This window comes from Isoptericola sp. NPDC056134 (assembly GCF_042264825.1).
Taxonomy (GTDB): Bacteria; Actinomycetota; Actinomycetes; order Actinomycetales; family Cellulomonadaceae; genus Isoptericola; species Isoptericola nanjingensis.
Genome location: NZ_JBHJVM010000003.1, coordinates 180815 through 197787 on the forward strand (window position 1 = coordinate 180815; position 16973 = coordinate 197787).

At 71.2% G+C, this 16973-nt stretch carries 16 protein-coding genes and 2 tRNA genes; 8 read left to right on the forward strand and 10 right to left on the reverse strand.

Going from position 1 to position 16973, the window contains the following annotated elements; translation table 11 throughout:
• Positions 1–30: 30 nt before the first annotated feature.
• Positions 31–1095, reverse strand: a complete 1065-nt coding sequence (locus ACFCZN_RS04735) for a LacI family DNA-binding transcriptional regulator (RefSeq protein WP_430556004.1) — start codon at positions 1093–1095, stop codon at positions 31–33.
• A 184-nt stretch (positions 1096–1279) separates the two neighbouring features.
• On the opposite strand from ACFCZN_RS04735, the gene ACFCZN_RS04740 reads away from it, so the two are divergent.
• From ACFCZN_RS04740 to ACFCZN_RS04750, 3 genes are all read left to right on the forward strand, one after another.
• Positions 1280–2224 (forward strand): serine aminopeptidase domain-containing protein, encoded by a 945-nt coding sequence (locus ACFCZN_RS04740; RefSeq protein ID WP_430556005.1) that lies wholly within the window; start codon positions 1280–1282, stop codon positions 2222–2224.
• The gene (locus tag ACFCZN_RS04745; RefSeq protein WP_430556006.1) at positions 2221–2664 is read left to right on the forward strand and encodes a MarR family winged helix-turn-helix transcriptional regulator; all 444 of its coding nucleotides are present in this window, start codon (positions 2221–2223) and stop codon (positions 2662–2664) included. Before ACFCZN_RS04740 ends, ACFCZN_RS04745 begins: the two co-directional genes overlap by 4 nt.
• A 150-nt stretch (positions 2665–2814) precedes the next feature.
• Complete coding sequence (locus tag ACFCZN_RS04750; protein ID WP_430556007.1) at positions 2815–5331, forward strand: DUF4268 domain-containing protein; 2517 nt, start codon at positions 2815–2817, stop codon at positions 5329–5331.
• Between the two features lie 38 nt (positions 5332–5369).
• Here ACFCZN_RS04750 and ACFCZN_RS04755 read toward each other — a convergent pair whose 3' ends face one another.
• A complete protein-coding gene (locus ACFCZN_RS04755; protein WP_430556008.1) occupies positions 5370–5846 on the reverse strand; it encodes a hypothetical protein in 477 nt (158 codons plus the stop codon).
• Between the two features lie 296 nt (positions 5847–6142).
• On the opposite strand from ACFCZN_RS04755, the gene ACFCZN_RS04760 reads away from it, so the two are divergent.
• A complete protein-coding gene (locus tag ACFCZN_RS04760; RefSeq protein ID WP_430556009.1) occupies positions 6143–7825 on the forward strand; it encodes a SpoIVB peptidase S55 domain-containing protein in 1683 nt (560 codons plus the stop codon).
• Between the two features lie 138 nt (positions 7826–7963).
• Here ACFCZN_RS04760 and ACFCZN_RS04765 read toward each other — a convergent pair whose 3' ends face one another.
• The 4 genes from ACFCZN_RS04765 to rnhA all read right to left on the reverse strand — a co-directional run bounded on the left by ACFCZN_RS04765 (position 7964) and on the right by rnhA (position 11406).
• Complete coding sequence (locus ACFCZN_RS04765) at positions 7964–8371, reverse strand: hypothetical protein (protein ID WP_430556010.1); 408 nt, start codon at positions 8369–8371, stop codon at positions 7964–7966.
• 220 nt (positions 8372–8591) lie between these two features.
• Entirely contained in the window at positions 8592–9347 is a 756-nt protein-coding gene (locus ACFCZN_RS04770) for a hypothetical protein (RefSeq protein WP_430556011.1), read from the reverse strand.
• Positions 9348–9530: 183 nt separating this feature from the next.
• The gene (gene lpdA / locus ACFCZN_RS04775) at positions 9531–10934 is read right to left on the reverse strand and encodes a dihydrolipoyl dehydrogenase (RefSeq protein WP_429763880.1); all 1404 of its coding nucleotides are present in this window, start codon (positions 10932–10934) and stop codon (positions 9531–9533) included.
• A gap of 52 nt (positions 10935–10986) precedes the next feature.
• Positions 10987–11406, reverse strand: coding sequence for a ribonuclease HI (gene rnhA / locus ACFCZN_RS04780; protein WP_430556062.1), 420 nt, complete (start codon positions 11404–11406; stop codon positions 10987–10989).
• Between the two features lie 123 nt (positions 11407–11529).
• On the opposite strand from rnhA, the gene ACFCZN_RS04785 reads away from it, so the two are divergent.
• On the forward strand, positions 11530–12393 hold the full coding sequence (locus ACFCZN_RS04785; RefSeq protein ID WP_429763878.1) for an LLM class flavin-dependent oxidoreductase: 864 nt from the start codon (positions 11530–11532) through the stop codon (positions 12391–12393).
• A 37-nt stretch (positions 12394–12430) separates the two neighbouring features.
• On the opposite strand, the gene leuD is transcribed toward ACFCZN_RS04785, so the two are convergent.
• Together leuD and leuC are read right to left on the reverse strand one after the other, a co-directional pair.
• Complete coding sequence (gene leuD / locus ACFCZN_RS04790; RefSeq protein ID WP_429763877.1) at positions 12431–13069, reverse strand: 3-isopropylmalate dehydratase small subunit; 639 nt, start codon at positions 13067–13069, stop codon at positions 12431–12433.
• A gap of 26 nt (positions 13070–13095) precedes the next feature.
• Entirely contained in the window at positions 13096–14571 is a 1476-nt protein-coding gene (gene leuC, locus ACFCZN_RS04795) for a 3-isopropylmalate dehydratase large subunit (protein WP_429763876.1), read from the reverse strand.
• Between the two features lie 190 nt (positions 14572–14761).
• Between leuC and ACFCZN_RS04800 the strand changes: the two genes are divergently transcribed.
• From ACFCZN_RS04800 to ACFCZN_RS04810, 3 genes are all read left to right on the forward strand, one after another.
• Positions 14762–15481, forward strand: a complete 720-nt coding sequence (locus ACFCZN_RS04800; RefSeq protein ID WP_079574616.1) for an IclR family transcriptional regulator — start codon at positions 14762–14764, stop codon at positions 15479–15481.
• A 167-nt stretch (positions 15482–15648) separates the two neighbouring features.
• The gene (locus ACFCZN_RS04805) at positions 15649–15816 is read left to right on the forward strand and encodes a hypothetical protein (RefSeq protein ID WP_176168850.1); all 168 of its coding nucleotides are present in this window, start codon (positions 15649–15651) and stop codon (positions 15814–15816) included.
• 19 nt (positions 15817–15835) lie between these two features.
• The gene (locus ACFCZN_RS04810; protein ID WP_429763875.1) at positions 15836–16645 is read left to right on the forward strand and encodes a PH domain-containing protein; all 810 of its coding nucleotides are present in this window, start codon (positions 15836–15838) and stop codon (positions 16643–16645) included.
• Between the two features lie 79 nt (positions 16646–16724).
• On the opposite strand, the gene ACFCZN_RS04815 is transcribed toward ACFCZN_RS04810, so the two are convergent.
• Together ACFCZN_RS04815 and ACFCZN_RS04820 are read right to left on the reverse strand one after the other, a co-directional pair.
• A tRNA-Glu gene (locus ACFCZN_RS04815) sits at positions 16725–16797 on the reverse strand.
• A 64-nt stretch (positions 16798–16861) separates the two neighbouring features.
• A tRNA-Glu gene (locus tag ACFCZN_RS04820) sits at positions 16862–16934 on the reverse strand.
• Positions 16935–16973 lie beyond the last annotated feature (39 nt).

The window sequence follows — 16973 nt, forward strand, 5'->3', positions numbered from 1 at the left end:
GTGGGGCCCGCTCGTGACGGGCTCGGGTCGTCAGGCCGGGTCGACCTCCCGTCGTGCGGCTGCGCCGTCGCGCGGGGGCGCGGTCGACTCGCGGACCATGAGGCGGAGCGGGACGGCGGCCCGTCGTTCGGTCACCGGCCGCCCCTCGATCGCGGCGAACAGCAGCCGCATCCCCTGGCGGGAGATCTCGGCGAAGTCCTGCCGCACCGTGGTGAGCGGGACGTGCTGGTAGGCGGCGGTGGCGACGTCGTCGAACCCGACCACGCTCACGTCGTGCGGGACGGTCAGGCCGGCGGTCTCGAGGGCGCGGACGACGCCGACGGCCATGTCGTCGTTGGCGACGAAGACGGCCGTGAGGTCAGGCTCGGCCGCGAGGACCAGCCCCGCCTCGAACCCCGAGGCGGGGCTCCAGTCGCCGCGCAGCAGCTCCGGGAGCGGCCGTCCGGCGGTAGCGAGAGCATCCGCCCACCCGAGCCGCCGGTCCCGGGTGGTCCCCCACCCCTCGGGCCCGGCGACGTGCCAGACCGTCCGGTGGCCCAGCTCGAGCAGGTGCTCGACGGCGGCCCGCGCCCCGGCGCGCACGTCCGCGCCCACGAGCAGCCACTCGTCCGTCTCGTCCGGGCGGTGCTCGAGCGCCAGCACCGGCACCCCGGTCGGCGCGTGACCGAGCGGGCGCAGGCTGTCGGCCGGCTCGGAGACGACGATCCCGTCGACGCCGCGGGCCGCCAGCTCGTCGAGGGCGTCACCCACGTCCGCCGGGTCGCCGGAGCGGGTGTGCACGACGGCCACCGAGTAGCCGGCCTCGCGTGCCGCCTGCTCGACGCCGACCGCCATCTGGCTCGGGCCGTGCAGGGCGCTGCCCGTGGACACGAAGCCGATGACGCGGGAGCGGGCGGTGACCAGCGCACGTGCAGCGCTGTTGGGGCGGAAGCCCAGCTCGTCGATCGCGGCGAGCACGCGCTCCCGCACCGTCGCCGAGACGTTGGGCTCGCCGTTCACCACACGTGACACGGTTTTCTGGGAGACCTCCGCGTGCCGCGCGACGTCGACCATCGCCGGAGGGCGGTTCGCGCCGCGCCGTGCTCTCTCGGTCATTTCAGGCTCCTTCGCCGGACGATCTGACTACGTAGTCAACGCCGATGGTGAAGGAGCCTGACACCGACTGACTACGTAGTCAAGAGGTCGAGCCGAAATGCCTCCGACCGGCGGACCGAGCCCCTCTCAGGCGCACGCTCGGCCGGATACCTGTCCCGCGACGAGGGCCGCTAGGGTACTTCGCATGCGAAGTGACACCCCGGCGCCGGTGGACTCGGACGAGCTGCGGATCCAGATCCCGGCGGGCGGGTGGGTCGTCGGCACGGTGCGCAAGCCCGCCGACGAGCCGCCGCGCGGCGTCGTCGTCATCCACCCGGCGACGGCGGTCCCGGAGCGCCTGTACACGGGGTTCGCGGAGTTCCTCGCCGCCAGCGGGTACGTGGCCGTCACGTACGACTACCGCGGGACGGGCCGTTCCGGCAGCCCGCGCGAGCATCGCGGCCTGCGCATGCGGGACTGGATGTCCGACGACGTCCCCGCGGTCGCCGCGTGGGCGCGCCCGCGGTTCGGCGACGTGCCGCAGCTGGCGATCGGGCACAGCATCGGCGGCCACGCGCTCGCGCTGGGGAACGGCTCGCGGGGCCTGGCCGGGTTCGTCACGGTCGCGTCGCACGTCGCCGCGACGTCTACCATCCCCGACCGCGCCGAGCGGGCGCGCGTCCGGCTGATCCTGCGGGCGCTCGGCCCCGCGACGGCCCGGGTGCTGGGCTACGTCCCCGGCCGCCGCATGGGCCTCGGGGAGGACATGCCCGCCGCCGCGATGCTCGAGTGGAGCCGCTGGTCGACCCTGCCTAACTACTTCTTCGACGACCCGACCATGACCGCCGCCGCGGACGCCGCGCGCGTCACCGGCGACGTCCTCGCCCTCGGCTTCACCGACGACCCGTGGGCCACGCCCGCGCAGATCGACGCGATCGCCGACCGCCTGACGACCGCCCGCGTCGAGCGACGCACGTGGAGCCCCGCCGACGGCGGCGTGGACACGATCGGGCACATGGGCTTCTTCCGCCGCGGCCTGCGCGACACGCTGTGGCCCGAGCTCCTTGCCTGGCTCGACGCCCGCGCCGAGGGCGCCCCGGCGCAGGAGGACGGGAACGTCCGCTTCCGCGCCAGGAAGCCGCGACGATGACGCGCCGCTCGCCGCGGCTGGTGTTCCTCACCACCGCGGCGGAACGCCAGATGCGGCGCTGGATCGCGCGACGCGGCGCCGCGCACACCGCCGGGAACGGCGGCCAGGGGTTCGGCGCCCCCGCCGCGGGCGTGCTGCTGCACCTCGCCGACCACCCCGGCGCGACGATCGGCGAGGTGACCGCCGCCCTGCAGGCCTCCCCCGCCGGCGCCAGCGGCCTGCTCGCCCGCATGGAGCGCGCCGACCTCGTGCGCCGTCGCCCCGACCCCGACGACCGGCGCACCGTCCGCCTCGACCTCACGCCCACCGGCACCGCGGCCCTCGACGACGTCCGCGCCGCGCTCGCCGAGCTGAACGACCGCCTCACCGACGGCTTCACCCCTGACGAGCTGGCCACCGTCGCACGCTGGCTCGAGCACGTGACGCGTACCCTTCCCTAGCCGCTCGACAAATCCTCGGGATCGTTCGGACGGAGGCGGAGTCCAAACGGGTCCGCCAGATGCCACCGATCCTTCTCGGCACGGACGTGACATGTGATCGAGCGATACGGTGCACGCCAAGGCTGGCTTGTTGCGAACGCGGAGGCATGCGTGGTCAAGGCGACGGAGACGAACTTCGCAGGGGTGCTGGAAGGCAAGAAGCAGTACCAGGTGCCCCTGTACCAGCGCACCTATTCCTGGGGGAAGAAGCAGCTCGACCAGCTCTGGAACGACATCGTCGAGCTGGCTCAGGCGCGTCGCTCCGATCCTGCCGCAACGCACTTCATCGGATCGCTGGTCCTCGCCGCGAGCCCAGACTTCTCCGTCGTCGGCGTCGCCAAGCTCCTGGTCGTCGACGGTCAGCAACGGTTGACGACGCTCACTCTGCTTCTCGCGGCACTGCGCGACCATCTGGTCGAGACAGGTGACCCGGAGCGCGCGGAGGGCGTGCACGCCCAATACCTCGTCAACGTGTACGACAAGGGCAAGCCGTCAAAGGTCCTTCCGACACAAGCTGACCGCCCCTCCTATCTCGCCGTCGTGCACGCTGCGCCGGAGGCCGGTGGAGGCGACGCCGTGGGCGAGGCGTACAACCACTTCCGAGCCAAGATCGCGGCAGCCGATGACCCAGAGGATCCCCACGACCTCGAAGAGATCGAGAACGCGGTCGTGCGCGGCCTTGCCGTCGTTGCCGTCACGGCAGAGCCCGGTGACAACGCGCATCGCATCTTCGAGTCGCTGAACAACACCGGCCTGCAGCTCAACCAGTCCGACCTCCTCAAGAACTACCTGTTCATGCGGCTCGGCGAGAAGGCAGACCTCGTCTACGAGAATGTGTGGCTGCCGCTGGAGAAGAGGCTCAGCGCCGACAACCTGGAGCTCCTCTTCTGGCTGGACCTAGTCCAGACCGACGAACGTGCCAAGCAGTCCGACACGTACGTCGGCCAGCAGAAGCGGCTCGAAAAGCTGAGGACGGCCCAGGAGATCGAAGACGAGGTCGTCCGTATCGCCAAGCTCGGCGAGGTGCTGGCGACCATCCTGGATCCCTCCCGTGAGGAGGACGCCGAGATTCGCCGGCGTCTTCACAGGATCAAGTCCTGGGGTTCGACGACGGCGTACCCGGTCGTGATGCGACTCCTCGACCGGCGCGCTACGGGGGCAGCGACCGCAGAGCAGGTGGCCCTCGCCCTGACCTACCTCGAGTCATACTTCGTACGCCGCATCGTCATCGGGCGGGCGACGGCCAGTCTCAACCGCACCCTCCTGCAGGCGGTCGGTGCGATCTCGGGCGACCAACCGGTCGACGCTGCTCTTCGTGACTACCTCTCCCGGGGACGCAAGTACTACGCCACGGACCGGCAGGTTCGAGAGGCAGCCGGCACGGTCCCGTTCTACTGGCAGGGACGGGCAGCACAAAAGAAGCTCATCCTCCAGTGGATCGAGGAGTCGTACGGCTCCAAGGAACCAATCGATCCGACCAGGCTCACGATCGAACATGTCCTGCCCCAGACGCTCACCGAGGCCGTCCGGGACGATTTCGCGGCGGGGCTCCCCGGTGATTCCGACATCACCTACGAGCACGAACGCATCGTTCACACGTTAGGCAATCTGACCCTCAGCGGCTACAACAGCGAACTCAGCAACAAGGGCTTCGAGGCCAAGCGACAGATGCTCGCCGAGAGTGGCCTGCGGCTGAACCGGGAGGTTGCGGCCCACAGCACGTGGGGCCAGAAGGAGATCCTGGCGCGCAGTGCGGCTCTTGCGGAGAAGATCATCGAACTCTGGCCCGGGCCGGACGAGACCGTCGTCGGTGCTGCGGAAGCCGAACCGTCCACCACGAGGGCGACGGTTGCGTCGATCGTCGCGGAGATCCCGGCAGGCAGGTGGACCACCTACGGCGAGGTCGCCATCGTTGCGGGGACCTACCCTCAGCCCGTCGCTGCCATCATCAGTGCGCATCCGATGGCCAACGCATGGCGAGTCCTCCAGGCCGGGGGAACCATCTCGCCTGGCTTCCGCTGGTATGAGCCGGAGCGGAAGGACGACCCCATCGAGTACCTCAAATCCGAGGGCGTGACCTTCGATGACGCGGGTCGGGCCTCCGCAGACCAGTTCATCGCTGCCACGGAGCTGGCGGCACTCGTCGGGCTCGACATCGACCAGGGCGGCTGGCGGGCCAATAACCAGGCGGTCGGTGCTGCCGCGAACAGCGACCTGAGCGCGCAGCAGCAGCGCTTCTTCACGCTCGTCCGCGACCTCGGCGAGGCCAACAGCACCCTCGTGCAGTCCTGGCCCAAGGCGCCACCGCGCTATTGGATGGACGTGAGCATCGGGTCAGGACGCGCGCACATCAGTCTGACGGTGAGCTCGCGGGCCCCGACTGCTGACTGCGAGCTGTACATCGTGCACGACAAGAAGCTCTTCGCCGCTCTGTACGCCCGCAGGGGCGAGATCGAGGGCGCGGTGGGTTCGCCACTCGAGTGGCTAGAACTGCCGGCGAAGAAGGCGAGCAAGATCATCGCGCGGGGCGAAGGGGACTTCCGCGACCCCGATCAGGCTCCACAGCTCGCTCAGTGGCTCGTCACGATGGCCGAGAAGTTCGCGGCTGTCTTTCCTCAGTACCTGTGACGCCCCGACTGACGAGGGCCGCACCTCTTCCCTAGCGGTCACATCGTCCAGTCTGCGCGTGCCTCCATCGGTCCCCCGCACTCGGCGGTCCCGCCCACACGCTCCCAGCCGACGTCGATCTCCGTCCGCGCGACCACGTCGCCGTCGTCGTCCAGCGCACCGAGCATGACCGAGCGCGGCGAGGAGAAGAGCGTGAAGGTCCATGCGTCTCCGTCGTGCGACGTCGGGATCGCGGGCACCTCCGCGTCCGGCGGATAGGGCGGCTGCCACTGGTCGCCGTCGCGCACCTGCAGGATCGCCACCTCGGAGGTGTCTCCCTCGAGGGTCACCTCGAGCACGCTGGAGTAGCCGATCGCCGGGCACGCCTGTGGCGGCGGGTCGGTCATGCCAGGCCGCACGACGGCGGCGACGACGGTGAGCGCGACGATGCCGAGCGCTGCTGCCGTCACACCGAGCGGCAGGCGCAGGCGGCGCGTACGCTCCGGCGGCTGCGGCGTCTCACTCGTCGTCGGCACTGCTGCCCCCTCCTGACGCTGTCCCTCGTCGACATCATGTCGCGAGGCGAGGCGCTCCTGCACGCTCCGCGAAGGGCGCGAGCGCCGCGATTTCACCCGTGTTCACCGGAACGCCGGGACCAGCGGTCGACGATGCTGTCGGAATGTCGAAGATTGCCGCAGGGGACGGCCGGGCGACGGCGCCCATTCCCCCCATCGAAGGACACCCTGCGACTCGCAGCCGGCGACGGCTGCCCGGATCCGGGGCCGGTCGCCGTGCGGCCGGTCTGACGGCGTCCGGCGCGGCCGGCGCGCTGGTGCTGGCCGGGCTGGTGGCGGTCGGCCCTTCGGCGACGGCGGCGCCCACCCCCGACTGCGCGGCGCCGTTCCCGGTTGCCGACGTCGTGAGCGGGGCGCCGGTCACCGGGCTGACGGTGAGCAAGGGCACCACGCCGCAGCCGTTCACCGGCGAGGTGCTCGGCGTGCTGTCGGACGGCATCGCCCCGGACCTGGACATGATCGTCGCCAAGCTCGAGTCGCCGGCGATCGACGCGGCGGGCGGCATCTGGCAGGGCATGTCGGGGTCGCCGGTGTACGCACAGGACGGGCGGCTGATCGGCGCGGTCGCCTACGGGCTCGCCGCCGGGAGCTCTCCCGTGGCGGGCATCACGCCGTTCGAGGACATGCAGGGCTACCTCGGTGCCGCGAAGGCTGCGCCCGAGGTGGCGGTGAGCTCCCGCCTGGCGACGCGGATCGCGGCCGAGACCGACGTGACACGTTCCGAGGCCGCCCAGGGCCTGCGTCAGCTGCCGATGCCGATGGGCGTCGGCGGGATCGACCTGGCCCGCGCCCGCACGGCGGTCAAGGCCGCCGGCGGCAGCGAGCTCGTGACCCCGGACTCCTACCGCATCGGCCGGTCCAGCGGCACGGCGGCCGCCGGCATCGACACCGTGGTCGCCGGCGGCAACGTGGCCGCGGTCCTGTCGCACGGCGACATCACCTTCGCCGGCATCGGCACCGCGACCTCGGTCTGCGGCAACCGGGTGGTCGCCTTCGGTCACCCGCTGAACTTCACCGGCACGACGCGCCTGGGTCTGGCGGCCGCCGACGCGGTCTACGTCCAGGAGGACCCGCTGGGCGTGCCGTTCAAGGTGGCGAACCTCGGCGACGTCGGCGGGACCGTCACCGACGACCGCCTCGCCGGGATCGCCGGCACCTTCGGCGCCTCGCCCACCGCCACCCCGGTCCGGTCGACGGTGGCCCACGGCAGCAAGACGCGCACCGGCACCACGCAGGTGCTGGACCCGACCGCCCTCGCGGACGTCACCCTCCTCGCCGGCATGGCGAACCACGACCGCGTGGTGGACGGGGTCGCCGGCGGCACCGAGACGCAGGCCTGGACGATCACCGGCACCCGCAGCGGGAGCCCCTTCCGGCTGCGCTACGCCGACAAGTATCAGTCGGCCGAGGACGTCGGCTCCGCGGGCGCCTTCGACCTCCCGACCGTGGTGGGCACGCTCTCGTCCGTCTCGAACGTCAAGCTCACCGGGGTGACGAACGAGGTCAGGGTCAGCAACTTCCGGGAGCGCTTCCGCGTGACGTCGATCCAGCAGCTCACGGGCGGCCGTTGGATCGACGTGACCGGCAAGACCGCGAAGGTCCGCGCCGGCCACACCCTCGCGCTGCGGACCCGGCTGCTCGGCACCGACGGCGCCACGCGAACGGTTTTCCGCCAGGACTTCACGATCCCGAAGAGCCTCAAGGGCAAGAGCGGTGTGGTCACCGTCGTCGGCGGCAACTCGTTCCAGGAGGAGTTCTACGGCCCGACGTCGTTCGACTCGGTCCAGAAGCTGCTGGCGGGCAACCTGCGCAACGACGAGCTGGAGCTGAGCCTCGTCATCGGCAGCGGCAGGACCGCGTACGAGCGGACCCGGACGTCCGACGTCATGACCCGCGTCGTGAACGGCCAGAGGGAGCTGCAGGTCCGCGTCACCTCCTGACGACGCGCCCACCGGCGTCGGCAGCCCGACGCCCGGGACGACGGGCTACGGCGCTCGACCGCGCCGTGGCCCGTCGTGGCGCCCGCGTCCGATGACTCGCCCCGGTCGGCAGGGGGTGTCGCCGGCGCTCCACGGCCGTCAGAGCACCCAGGCGACCTCGGCCTCCGTCGGCCCGCCGCACTCGGCCGTCCCGCCCACGCGCACCCAGCCGACGTCGACCTCCGTCCTCGCGAGCAGGTCGCCGTCGTCGTCCAGCACGCGGAGCTGGACCGAGCGCGGAGCGGAGAAGAGCGTGAAGGTCCACGTGTCGCCGTCGTGCGACGTCGGGATCGCGGGCACCTGCGCGTCCGGCGGGTACGGCGGCTGCCATTGGTCGCCGTCGCGCACCTGGAGCACCGCCACCTCGGTCGTGTCTCCCTCGAGCGTCACCGTGAGCACGCTGGAGTAGCCGATCGCCGGGCACGCCTGGGGTGGCGGGGCGGTGACGCCAGGTCTCACGACGGCGGCGACGACGGCGAGCGCGACGATGCCGAGGGCCGCCACCACCGCCCAGAGCGGCGGCCGTAGACGACGCGGGCGATCCTGTGCCGGCTTCCCGTCACTGGCCGATGGCGCCATCACTCCTCCCGGGGTTGGTCCGTCGTCGACATCATGTCGCGAGGCGGCAAGTTCTTGCGTGTTCCTGCTGGCGCCGTCGTCCACGATGACCACCACGACGTCGCTTCGCTTCGCTTCGCGTCTCCCCGAGGCGCACCGTGGAAGTCGACTACAGCGTGAACCCGCTCTGCGCTGCCAAGTCCCTCACACGTGCTGCGATAGCGTCGCGAAGCTCGAGGGACACACCTGGTGAGCTCTGCAGGTTCACCCGCCATCCCACGTAGACGGCCTCGTCGACGTGCCCCGCCTGGATCTGGGTGGTCCGACCCTTCGAGTCAGCCGCGACTCCGCTTGCCTCCATGTCGACGCCGCTGCGGCGAAGCTCGTCGATGACTCTCCCGCCGTTCGCCAGGACCAGACCGATGCTCTCGCTTGCGAGCTGTTGGCGGAGGAAGTCCCGGTCCTGCCCGATCAGTTCCTTGCGGACAGGTGCGCTGAGCTTCCCCCAGACAGGGTCGGTCGCCCACTGCACCAGGTCGAGGTGGCACGCGGTGCGCCCCTCGTACGTCGCACCGAGAGAGTGCTGGAGCAGCTTGTCGAGCGGCCGGAACCACCGCCAGTAGGGGTTCCGAGACGTGTCGAAGTAGGCATAGCAGTCCGCCAAGACCTGGGCGACAGCATCATCGGAAGCATCCTCCAGTGTTTCGACCCCGAGCGAACGGTGCGTCGCTAGGCGGCGTTGGTCGCCGTGGAGCCAGACACCCTTGACCTCGAACTCGATCCTGCTCGGGTTCAGACCGACTGTCGCGACTCTCGCCGTCGACACGTCGCCGAACGCGACGACCGGCGTCGAACCTGCCACCACGTTCGCACCTTCGGGAACCGCTGCGCGGATCCGGTCGGCAACGAAATGCGGCACGTCCATGGGGGGCTCCTTCTTCTCGGTCGGGTCCTGCGCCTGCCGCCCAGGCTCGTCCGTCGACGTGCAGGCCGCGACCCCCGAGGCCGAAGATCACCCTGGGCACCTGCCGGATAAAGGAAGGCCCGAACCCGCGGGACTCCGCGGGTTCGGGCCTCGTGTGACGGACCGTCGTAGGACGACGGACCGTCAGAAGTTGATCATGTGCCCCACGATGCCGTGGATGGACTCCTGGATCGCCTCGGACAGCGTCGGGTGCGTGTGCACGTTGCGCGCGACCTCGTCGGCGGTGAGGTCCCACTTCTGCGCGAGGGTGAGCTCGGGCAGCAGCTCGGAGACGTCCGGGCCGATCATGTGGGCGCCGAGCAGCTCGTTGTACTTGGCGTCGGCGACGATCTTGACGAAGCCGGTGGGGTCGCCGAGGCCGTGGGCCTTGCCGTTGGCCATGAACGGGAAGGACGCGACCTTGACGTCGTAGCCCTCGTCCTTGGCCTGCTGCTCGGTGAGGCCGAACGACGCGACCTGCGGGGAGCAGAACGTGGCGCGCGGCATCATGCGGTAGTCGCCGAGGGTCTGGGTCTCGGCCCCGCCGATGGTCTCGGCGGCGACGACGCCCTGCGCCTCCGCGACGTGCGCCAGCATGAGCTTGGCGGTGACGTCGCCGATGGCGAAGATGTGCGGCACGTTGGTGCGCATGTGGTCGTCGATCGCGATGGCGCCGCGCTCGGTGAGCTGGACGCCGGTGTTCTCGAGGCCGAAGCCCTCGACGTTCGGCGCGAAGCCGACGGCGGACAGGACCTTGTCGACGACGATCTCGCCGGGCTTGTCGTCCTTGACGCCCTTGTAGGAGACGGTGACGGACGAGCCGTTGTCCTTGATCGTCTGGACGGCGGTGGAGGTGAGGAGCTTGATGCCGAGCTTCTTGTACTGCTTGGCGATCTCCTTGGAGACGTCCGCGTCCTCGTTCGGCAGGGCACGGTCGAGGAACTCGATGATCGTGACGTCCACGCCGTAGTTCTTGAGGACGTAGGCGAACTCCATGCCGATGGCGCCGGCGCCGACGATGGCGATCGACTCCGGCAGCTCGCGCGTCATGATCTGCTTCTCGTAGGTCACGACGTTCTCGGACAGCTCGACGCCGGGGAGCAGCTTGACCTGCGAGCCGGTGGCGATGATCGCGTTGTCGAACGTCACCGTCTCGGTGCCGCCCTTGTTCAGCGCGACCTCGATGGTGTTCGCGTCGCGGAACGTGCCGCGGCCGTCGAGCTCGGTGATCTTGTTCTTCTTCATCAGGAAGTGGACGCCCTTGGTGCGGCCGTCCGCGACCTCGCGGGACCGGTCGAACGCCTTGCCGAAGTCGAACGTCACGTCACCGGACATGCCGAAGAAGTCGGCCTGGTGGTTGAAGATGTGGGCGAGCTCCGCGTTGCGCAGCAGCGCCTTGGAGGGGATGCAGCCCACGTTGAGGCAGACACCACCCCAGTACTTCTCCTCGATGATGGCGACGGACTTGCCGAGCTGGGCCGCACGGATCGCGGCGACATAGCCGCCGGGGCCAGCCCCGAGGAGGACGACGTCGTAGTGGGAAGCCATGGGTCCAGCCTATTAGCGCGCGCCACCCCCTGCGGCGTGACGTCCGTCGCACCTAGCGGACGGAGTCCACGCCCAGGTTCGCGAGCGCGTCGGCGCGCTCGTTCCCCGGGTCGCCGGCGTGCCCCTTGACCCACACCCAGCGCACGTCGTGCTTGGTCACCTCGGCGTCGAGCGCCTGCCACAGGTCCACGTTCTTCACGGGCTTCTTGGCCGCCGTCGTCCAGCCGTTGCGCTTCCAGCCGGCGATCCAGGACTTCATGCCGTTCATCACGTACGAGGAGTCGACGTGGATCACCACGGTGCTGGGCCGCTTGAGCGCGCGCAGCGCCTCGACGACGGCGGTGAGCTCCATGCGGTTGTTGGTCGTGACGGTCTCGCCGCCGTAGAGCTCCTTGGTGTGCTCCCCTGCCTTCAGCAGCGCACCCCAGCCGCCGATGCCGGGGTTGCCCTTGCAGGCACCGTCGGTCCACATCTCGACCAGGGGCTTCTCGTTCTCGTCAGGCACCCGGACACCCTACGTTCCCCGTGTGCCACGGCCGTGTCGGACGCCGCGCGTAGCGTCGACGCAGACCCCAGGACGACGAAGGAGACGCACATGAGGTTCGGTTTCGTCGGCAGCTTCGGCACCCCGCAGCAGAACGTCGCCCTCGCCCGCGAGTGCGAGGAGCACGGCTGGGACGGCTTCTTCAGCTGGGACGGGATGAGCATGGGCGACTGGGGTGGCGACGCCCTGACGGCCTGGGACCCGTTCGCGGTCCTCGCCGGCGCCGCGGCCGTGACGGAGCGCATCACGCTCGGCGCCATGGTCTTCGCGGTGCCACGGCACCGGGCGTGGGAGCTGGCGCAGCGCGCGCTGACGGTCGACCACCTGTCGGGCGGGCGGCTCGTGCTCCCGGCCGGCGTCGGCGTGCTCGACGACCGCGGGTTCACGTCCGTCCCGGGGCAGGTGACCGCCCTGCGCGACCGGGCGCAGGCGCTCGACGAGACGCTCGAGTGGCTGCGCACGTCGTGGTCCGGCGAGACGTTCGAGGCCGACGGCGCGCAGGTGCGCACCGGGCCGTTCCGGTTCGCCGCTCCCCCGGTGCGCGGCCGCATCCCCGTGTGGCCGGTCGGCGTCTGGGACGCCACGAACCCGCCCCTGAAGAACCTGCACCGCACACTGCGCTGGGACGGGATCGTCGTGCAGGCTCGGGGCGCGACGCCGGAGGAGGCGGAGGCCGGGCCGGACGCCGTCCGCGAGCTCACCGCGTGGATCGCCGAGCAGCGCGCGCCCGACGCCGGACCGTTCGACGTCGTCGCGTCCGGCCTCCTCCCGTCCGACGCGGCCGAGGCCCGCGACCAGGCTCGCGCGTTCGCGGAGGCCGGGGCGACCTGGTTCGTCGACTCCTGGTGGGACCCGGCGGAGGCGACGCCCGAACGCCTGCTCGAGCGGGTGCGCCAGGGCCCGCCCACCCTCTGAGGATGGACGGGCCCCGGCGCGGACGTGGTCGAGCGGGTCAGCCGACCGGGCGCGCCGGCTCGATCGGGACGCTCGGCAGGTGCTTGGCCGGCAGCGTCTTCGGCCGCCAGGCCGCGCGCCCCGCCTCGAAGGCCGCGATGTCGTCCTCGTGCTGCAGCGTGAGGCCGATGTCGTCGAGGCCCTCCATGAGGCGCCAGCGCGTGTAGTCGTCGATCTGGAAGGGCACGGTGACGTCGTCGGCGTGCGCGGTGCGCGCCTCGAGGTCCACGGTCACCTCGGTGCCGGGCTTGGTCTCGAGGATCTTCCAGAGGATCTCGATGTCCTCCTGCGCGACGATGCCGGCCACGAGGCCCTGCTTGCCCGAGTTGCCGCGGAAGATGTCCGCGAACCGGGGCGCGAGCACGACGCGGAAGCCGTAGTCCTTGAGCGCCCACACGGCGTGCTCGCGCGAGGAGCCCGTGCCGAAGTCGGCGCCCGCGACCAGCACGGAGCCGGCCTTGTACGCGTCCTGGTTGAGCACGAAGGTGGGGTCGCCGCGCCAGGCCGCGAACAGCGCGTCCTCGAAGCCCGTGCGGGTGACCCGCTTGAGGTAGACGGCGGGGATGATCTGGTCGGTGTCGACGTTGGTGCGGCGCAGCGGCACCCCGACGCCCGTGTGGGTGGTGAACTTCTCCATGACGATCTCCTGCTACGGGGTGGGGGTCAGACGAAGGACGGGGCGGACAGCGGCGCCAGCGGGGTGCCGTCGAACGTCGTGAGGTCGACGTCGCCCTCGAACTCGAGGTCGGCGACCGACGACAGCGTGCCGCGGACGGCGGTCGCGGCCGCGACCAGCGGCGACACGAGGTGCGTGCGCCCGCCCTTGCCCTGGCGGCCCTCGAAGTTGCGGTTCGAGGTGGACGCCGCGCGCTCGCCCGGCGCGAGCTGGTCGGGGTTCATGCCGAGGCACATGGAGCAGCCGGCGTTGCGCCACTCGGCGCCGAACTCCTTGAAGATGACGTCCAGGCCCTCGGCCTCGGCCTGCAGGCGCACGCGGGCGGACGCGGGCACGACGAGCACGCGCACGTCGTCCGCCTTCTGCCGGCCCTGGAGCACCTTCGCCACGGAGCGCAAGTCCTCGATGCGGCCGTTGGTGCAGGAGCCGATGAAGACCGTGTCGACCTTGACGTCGCGCAGCGGCGTGCCGCCCTCCAGGCCCATGTACTCCAGCGCGCGCTCGGCGGTGACGCGCTCGTTGGCGTCGGCGATCTCCGCCGGCACCGGCACGGACGCCGACAGCGGCAGCCCCTGGCCAGGGTTGGTGCCCCACGTGACGAACGGCTCGAGGTCGGCCGCCTCCAGCACGACCTCGGCGTCGAACTCGGCGTCGTCGTCGCTGCGCAGCGTCGTCCAGTACTCGACGGCGGCGTCCCAGTCCTCGCCCTCGGGCGCGTGCGGGCGCCCCTGGAGGTAGTCGAACGTCGTCTGGTCGGGCGCGATCATGCCCGCGCGGGCGCCGGCCTCGATGGACATGTTGCAGATGGTCATCCGCGCCTCCATCGAGAGCTTGCGGATGGCCTCGCCGCGGTACTCGAGCACGTAGCCCTGCCCGCCGCCGGTGCCGATCTTGGCGATGATCGCCAGGATGATGTCCTTGCTGGTGGCGCCGGGGGGCAGCTCGCCGTTCACCGTGATCGCCATCGTCTTGAACGGGGCGAGGGGCAGGGTCTGCGTGGCGAGCACGTGCTCGACCTCGGAGGTGCCGATGCCGAAGGCCAGAGCGCCGAACGCGCCGTGCGTCGAGGTGTGCGAGTCGCCGCAGACGACGGTCAGGCCCGGCATGGTCAGGCCGAGCTGCGGGCCCACCTGGTGGACGATGCCCTGGTCGGCGTCGCCCAGGGAGTGGATGCGGACGCCGAACTCCCTGGCGTTGTTGCGCAGCGTGTCGATCTGCGTGCGGCTGGTGAGGTCCGCGATCGGCAGGTCGATGTCGAGCGTCGGGGTGTTGTGGTCCTCGGTCGCGATCGTGAGATCGGGACGGCGGACGGGGCGCCCGGCGAGCCGCAGCCCCTCGAACGCCTGCGGGCTCGTCACCTCGTGCACGAGGTGCAGGTCGATGTAGAGGAGGTCGGGCGCCCCGTCGCTGCCACGACGCACCAGGTGCGCCTCCCAGACCTTCTCTGCCAGCGTGCCGGCCATCATGTGCTCCTCGTCCGCCGCGTCCCCGCGGCCGTCGTGCGTGTGCTGTGTCTCGGTCGATCTCGTCGGCTGCCTCGCCGGGCGATACCGTCGTTCGGACCCCGGAGGGCCCGGCTCGTGAGACGGTTCCGTCCCGTGAGATGCGGTCCCCGACTTGCAATCTCAGTGACTGAGACGTCAATATCGTCCTATGGACGATACTAGCGGAGTCGGCGTACTCGACAAGGCCGCGTCCGTGCTGGGCGCTCTGGAGGCTGGTCCTGCCACTCTGGCGCAGCTGGTCTCCTCGACCGGGCTCGCCCGCCCCACGGCGCATCGCCTCGCCGTCGCCCTCGAGCACCACCGTCTCGTGGGCCGCGACATGCAGGGCCGGTTCGTGCTCGGACCGCGCCTCAACGAGCTCGCGACGGCGGCCGGCGAGGACCGGCTGCTCGCCGCGGCCAACCCCGTGCTCACGGCACTGCGCGACCACACGGGCGAGAGCGCACAGCTCTACCGCCGCCAGGGCGACCATCGCGTCTGCGTGGCCGCCGCCGAGCGGCCGGTCGGGCTGCGCGACTCGATCCCCGTCGGCGCCACCCTCACGATGCACGCGGGCTCCGCGGCGCAGATCCTCCTGGCCTGGGAGGAGCCGGACCGCCTGCACCGCGGCCTGCGCGAGGCCGTGTTCACCGCGACGATCCTCTCCGGCGTCCGACGCCGCGGGTGGGCGCAGTCGGTCTCCGAGCGTGAGCTCGGCGTCGCGTCCGTCTCGGCGCCGGTGCGCGGGCCCTCCGGCCGGGTCGTGGCGTCCGTGTCCGTCTCCGGGCCGGTCGAGCGCCTCACCCGCCAGCCGGGACGCCTGCACTCCGCCGCCGTCGTCTCCGCCGCCAACCGCCTGACCGAGGTGCTGCGCCGCGCCGGCGAGTGACGACGTCCTCCCTGACCACCGCCCCTCTCGGGGCCGACCGCCGGGCCCGGCCCGCCGCCACTCCACGCGGCGCGCCGGCCCCGGTGCTGTCGGGCCCCCGCCCAGGTCAGTACGCTCCTGGCTGACGGGGCAGCCCTGCCCTGCGACCCGAGAGGCGTGAGGACCTGATGCCCGCGAAGGCCAAGACACTGCTGATCTGGATCGTCGTGATCTTCCTGATCTACGCGATCGTGAGCAGCCCTGACCGTGCGGCGAACATCGTCACGGCGATCTGGGACTTCATCACCAACGCGTTCTCCAGCTTCGGGCAGTTCTTCGCGAACCTGACCGACTGACGACGGCCCGGAGAACCCCGTGATCACCGACGAGAGGCGCGAGCGCGACCGGGTGCGCGCGCACGCGCACCTGCGTCGGTACGTGCTCCCGAACGAGCGGGTGATCGTCGCGACGCGCCACCACTGGGCGCTGCTCCTCGAGCCGATCGCGACGACGGCCGCCGCGTTCCTGCTGATCGGCACCATCGTCATGTCGACGCCGGTCGACGTGCGCTCCACGGTGGGGTGGCTGTGGGTGGTGTGGTTCGTCGTCGCCGGTCGCCTCGCCTGGAAGTGGCTCGAGTGGCGCTACGAGTGGTTCGTCGCGACCGACAAGCGGCTCCTGCTGCTGTACGGGCTCGTCGTGCACAAGGTCGCGATGATGCCGATGAAGAAGGTCACCGACATGGGGTACTCGCGCAGCCCCACGGGCCAGGTCCTCGGCTACGGCCGCTTCGACATGGAGTCCGCCGGCCAGGACCAGGCCCTGCGCACGATCAGGTTCGTCCCGCGCCCGGACTCCACCTACCGCACCCTGTGCGACACCCTCTTCACGCCGGGCGGCCCGCGCCTGGACGACGACGACGATCTGGGCGGCGGGCCCACGCGGCCGCCGGACGGTGCCCCCGGCGGGACCCCCGGCGCACCGACCGTCGTGCCCGGCCGCGAGGCGTCGGAGGGCCCCCGCCCCACCACGCAGCCGATCGCCGTGCAGCCGTCGAACCCGGCGCCCCGCCCGCCCGAGGCGCAGCCCAGCGCCGGGGCGCACCCCGTGACCTGGAAGCCCACCGGTGCGAGTTACGACCACCCGCGCAGCGACGGCGCGATCGTGCCCGACCCGTTCCTCTGAGCCGGTTCCGTCAGGAGCCGTGGAACGACGAAGGCCCGGTCCGCGTGGACCGGGCCTTGCCTGTGAGATGCCTGCTGTGTACCCCCAGCGGGATTTGAACCCGCGTTACCGCCGTGAGAGGGCGGCGTCCTAGGCCGCTAGACGATGGGGGCCTGGAGCTGGTTCGGGTGTCGAGACCTGAACCGTGCGACCGCCCGTCGAGACGGACGACCTGCGTACCCCCAGCGGGATTTGAACCCGCGTTACCGCCGTGAGAGGGCGGCGTCCTAGGCCGCTAGACGATGGGGGCCTATGACTCGACGGTCTCGAGGACCTTCGTGCCGGTGAG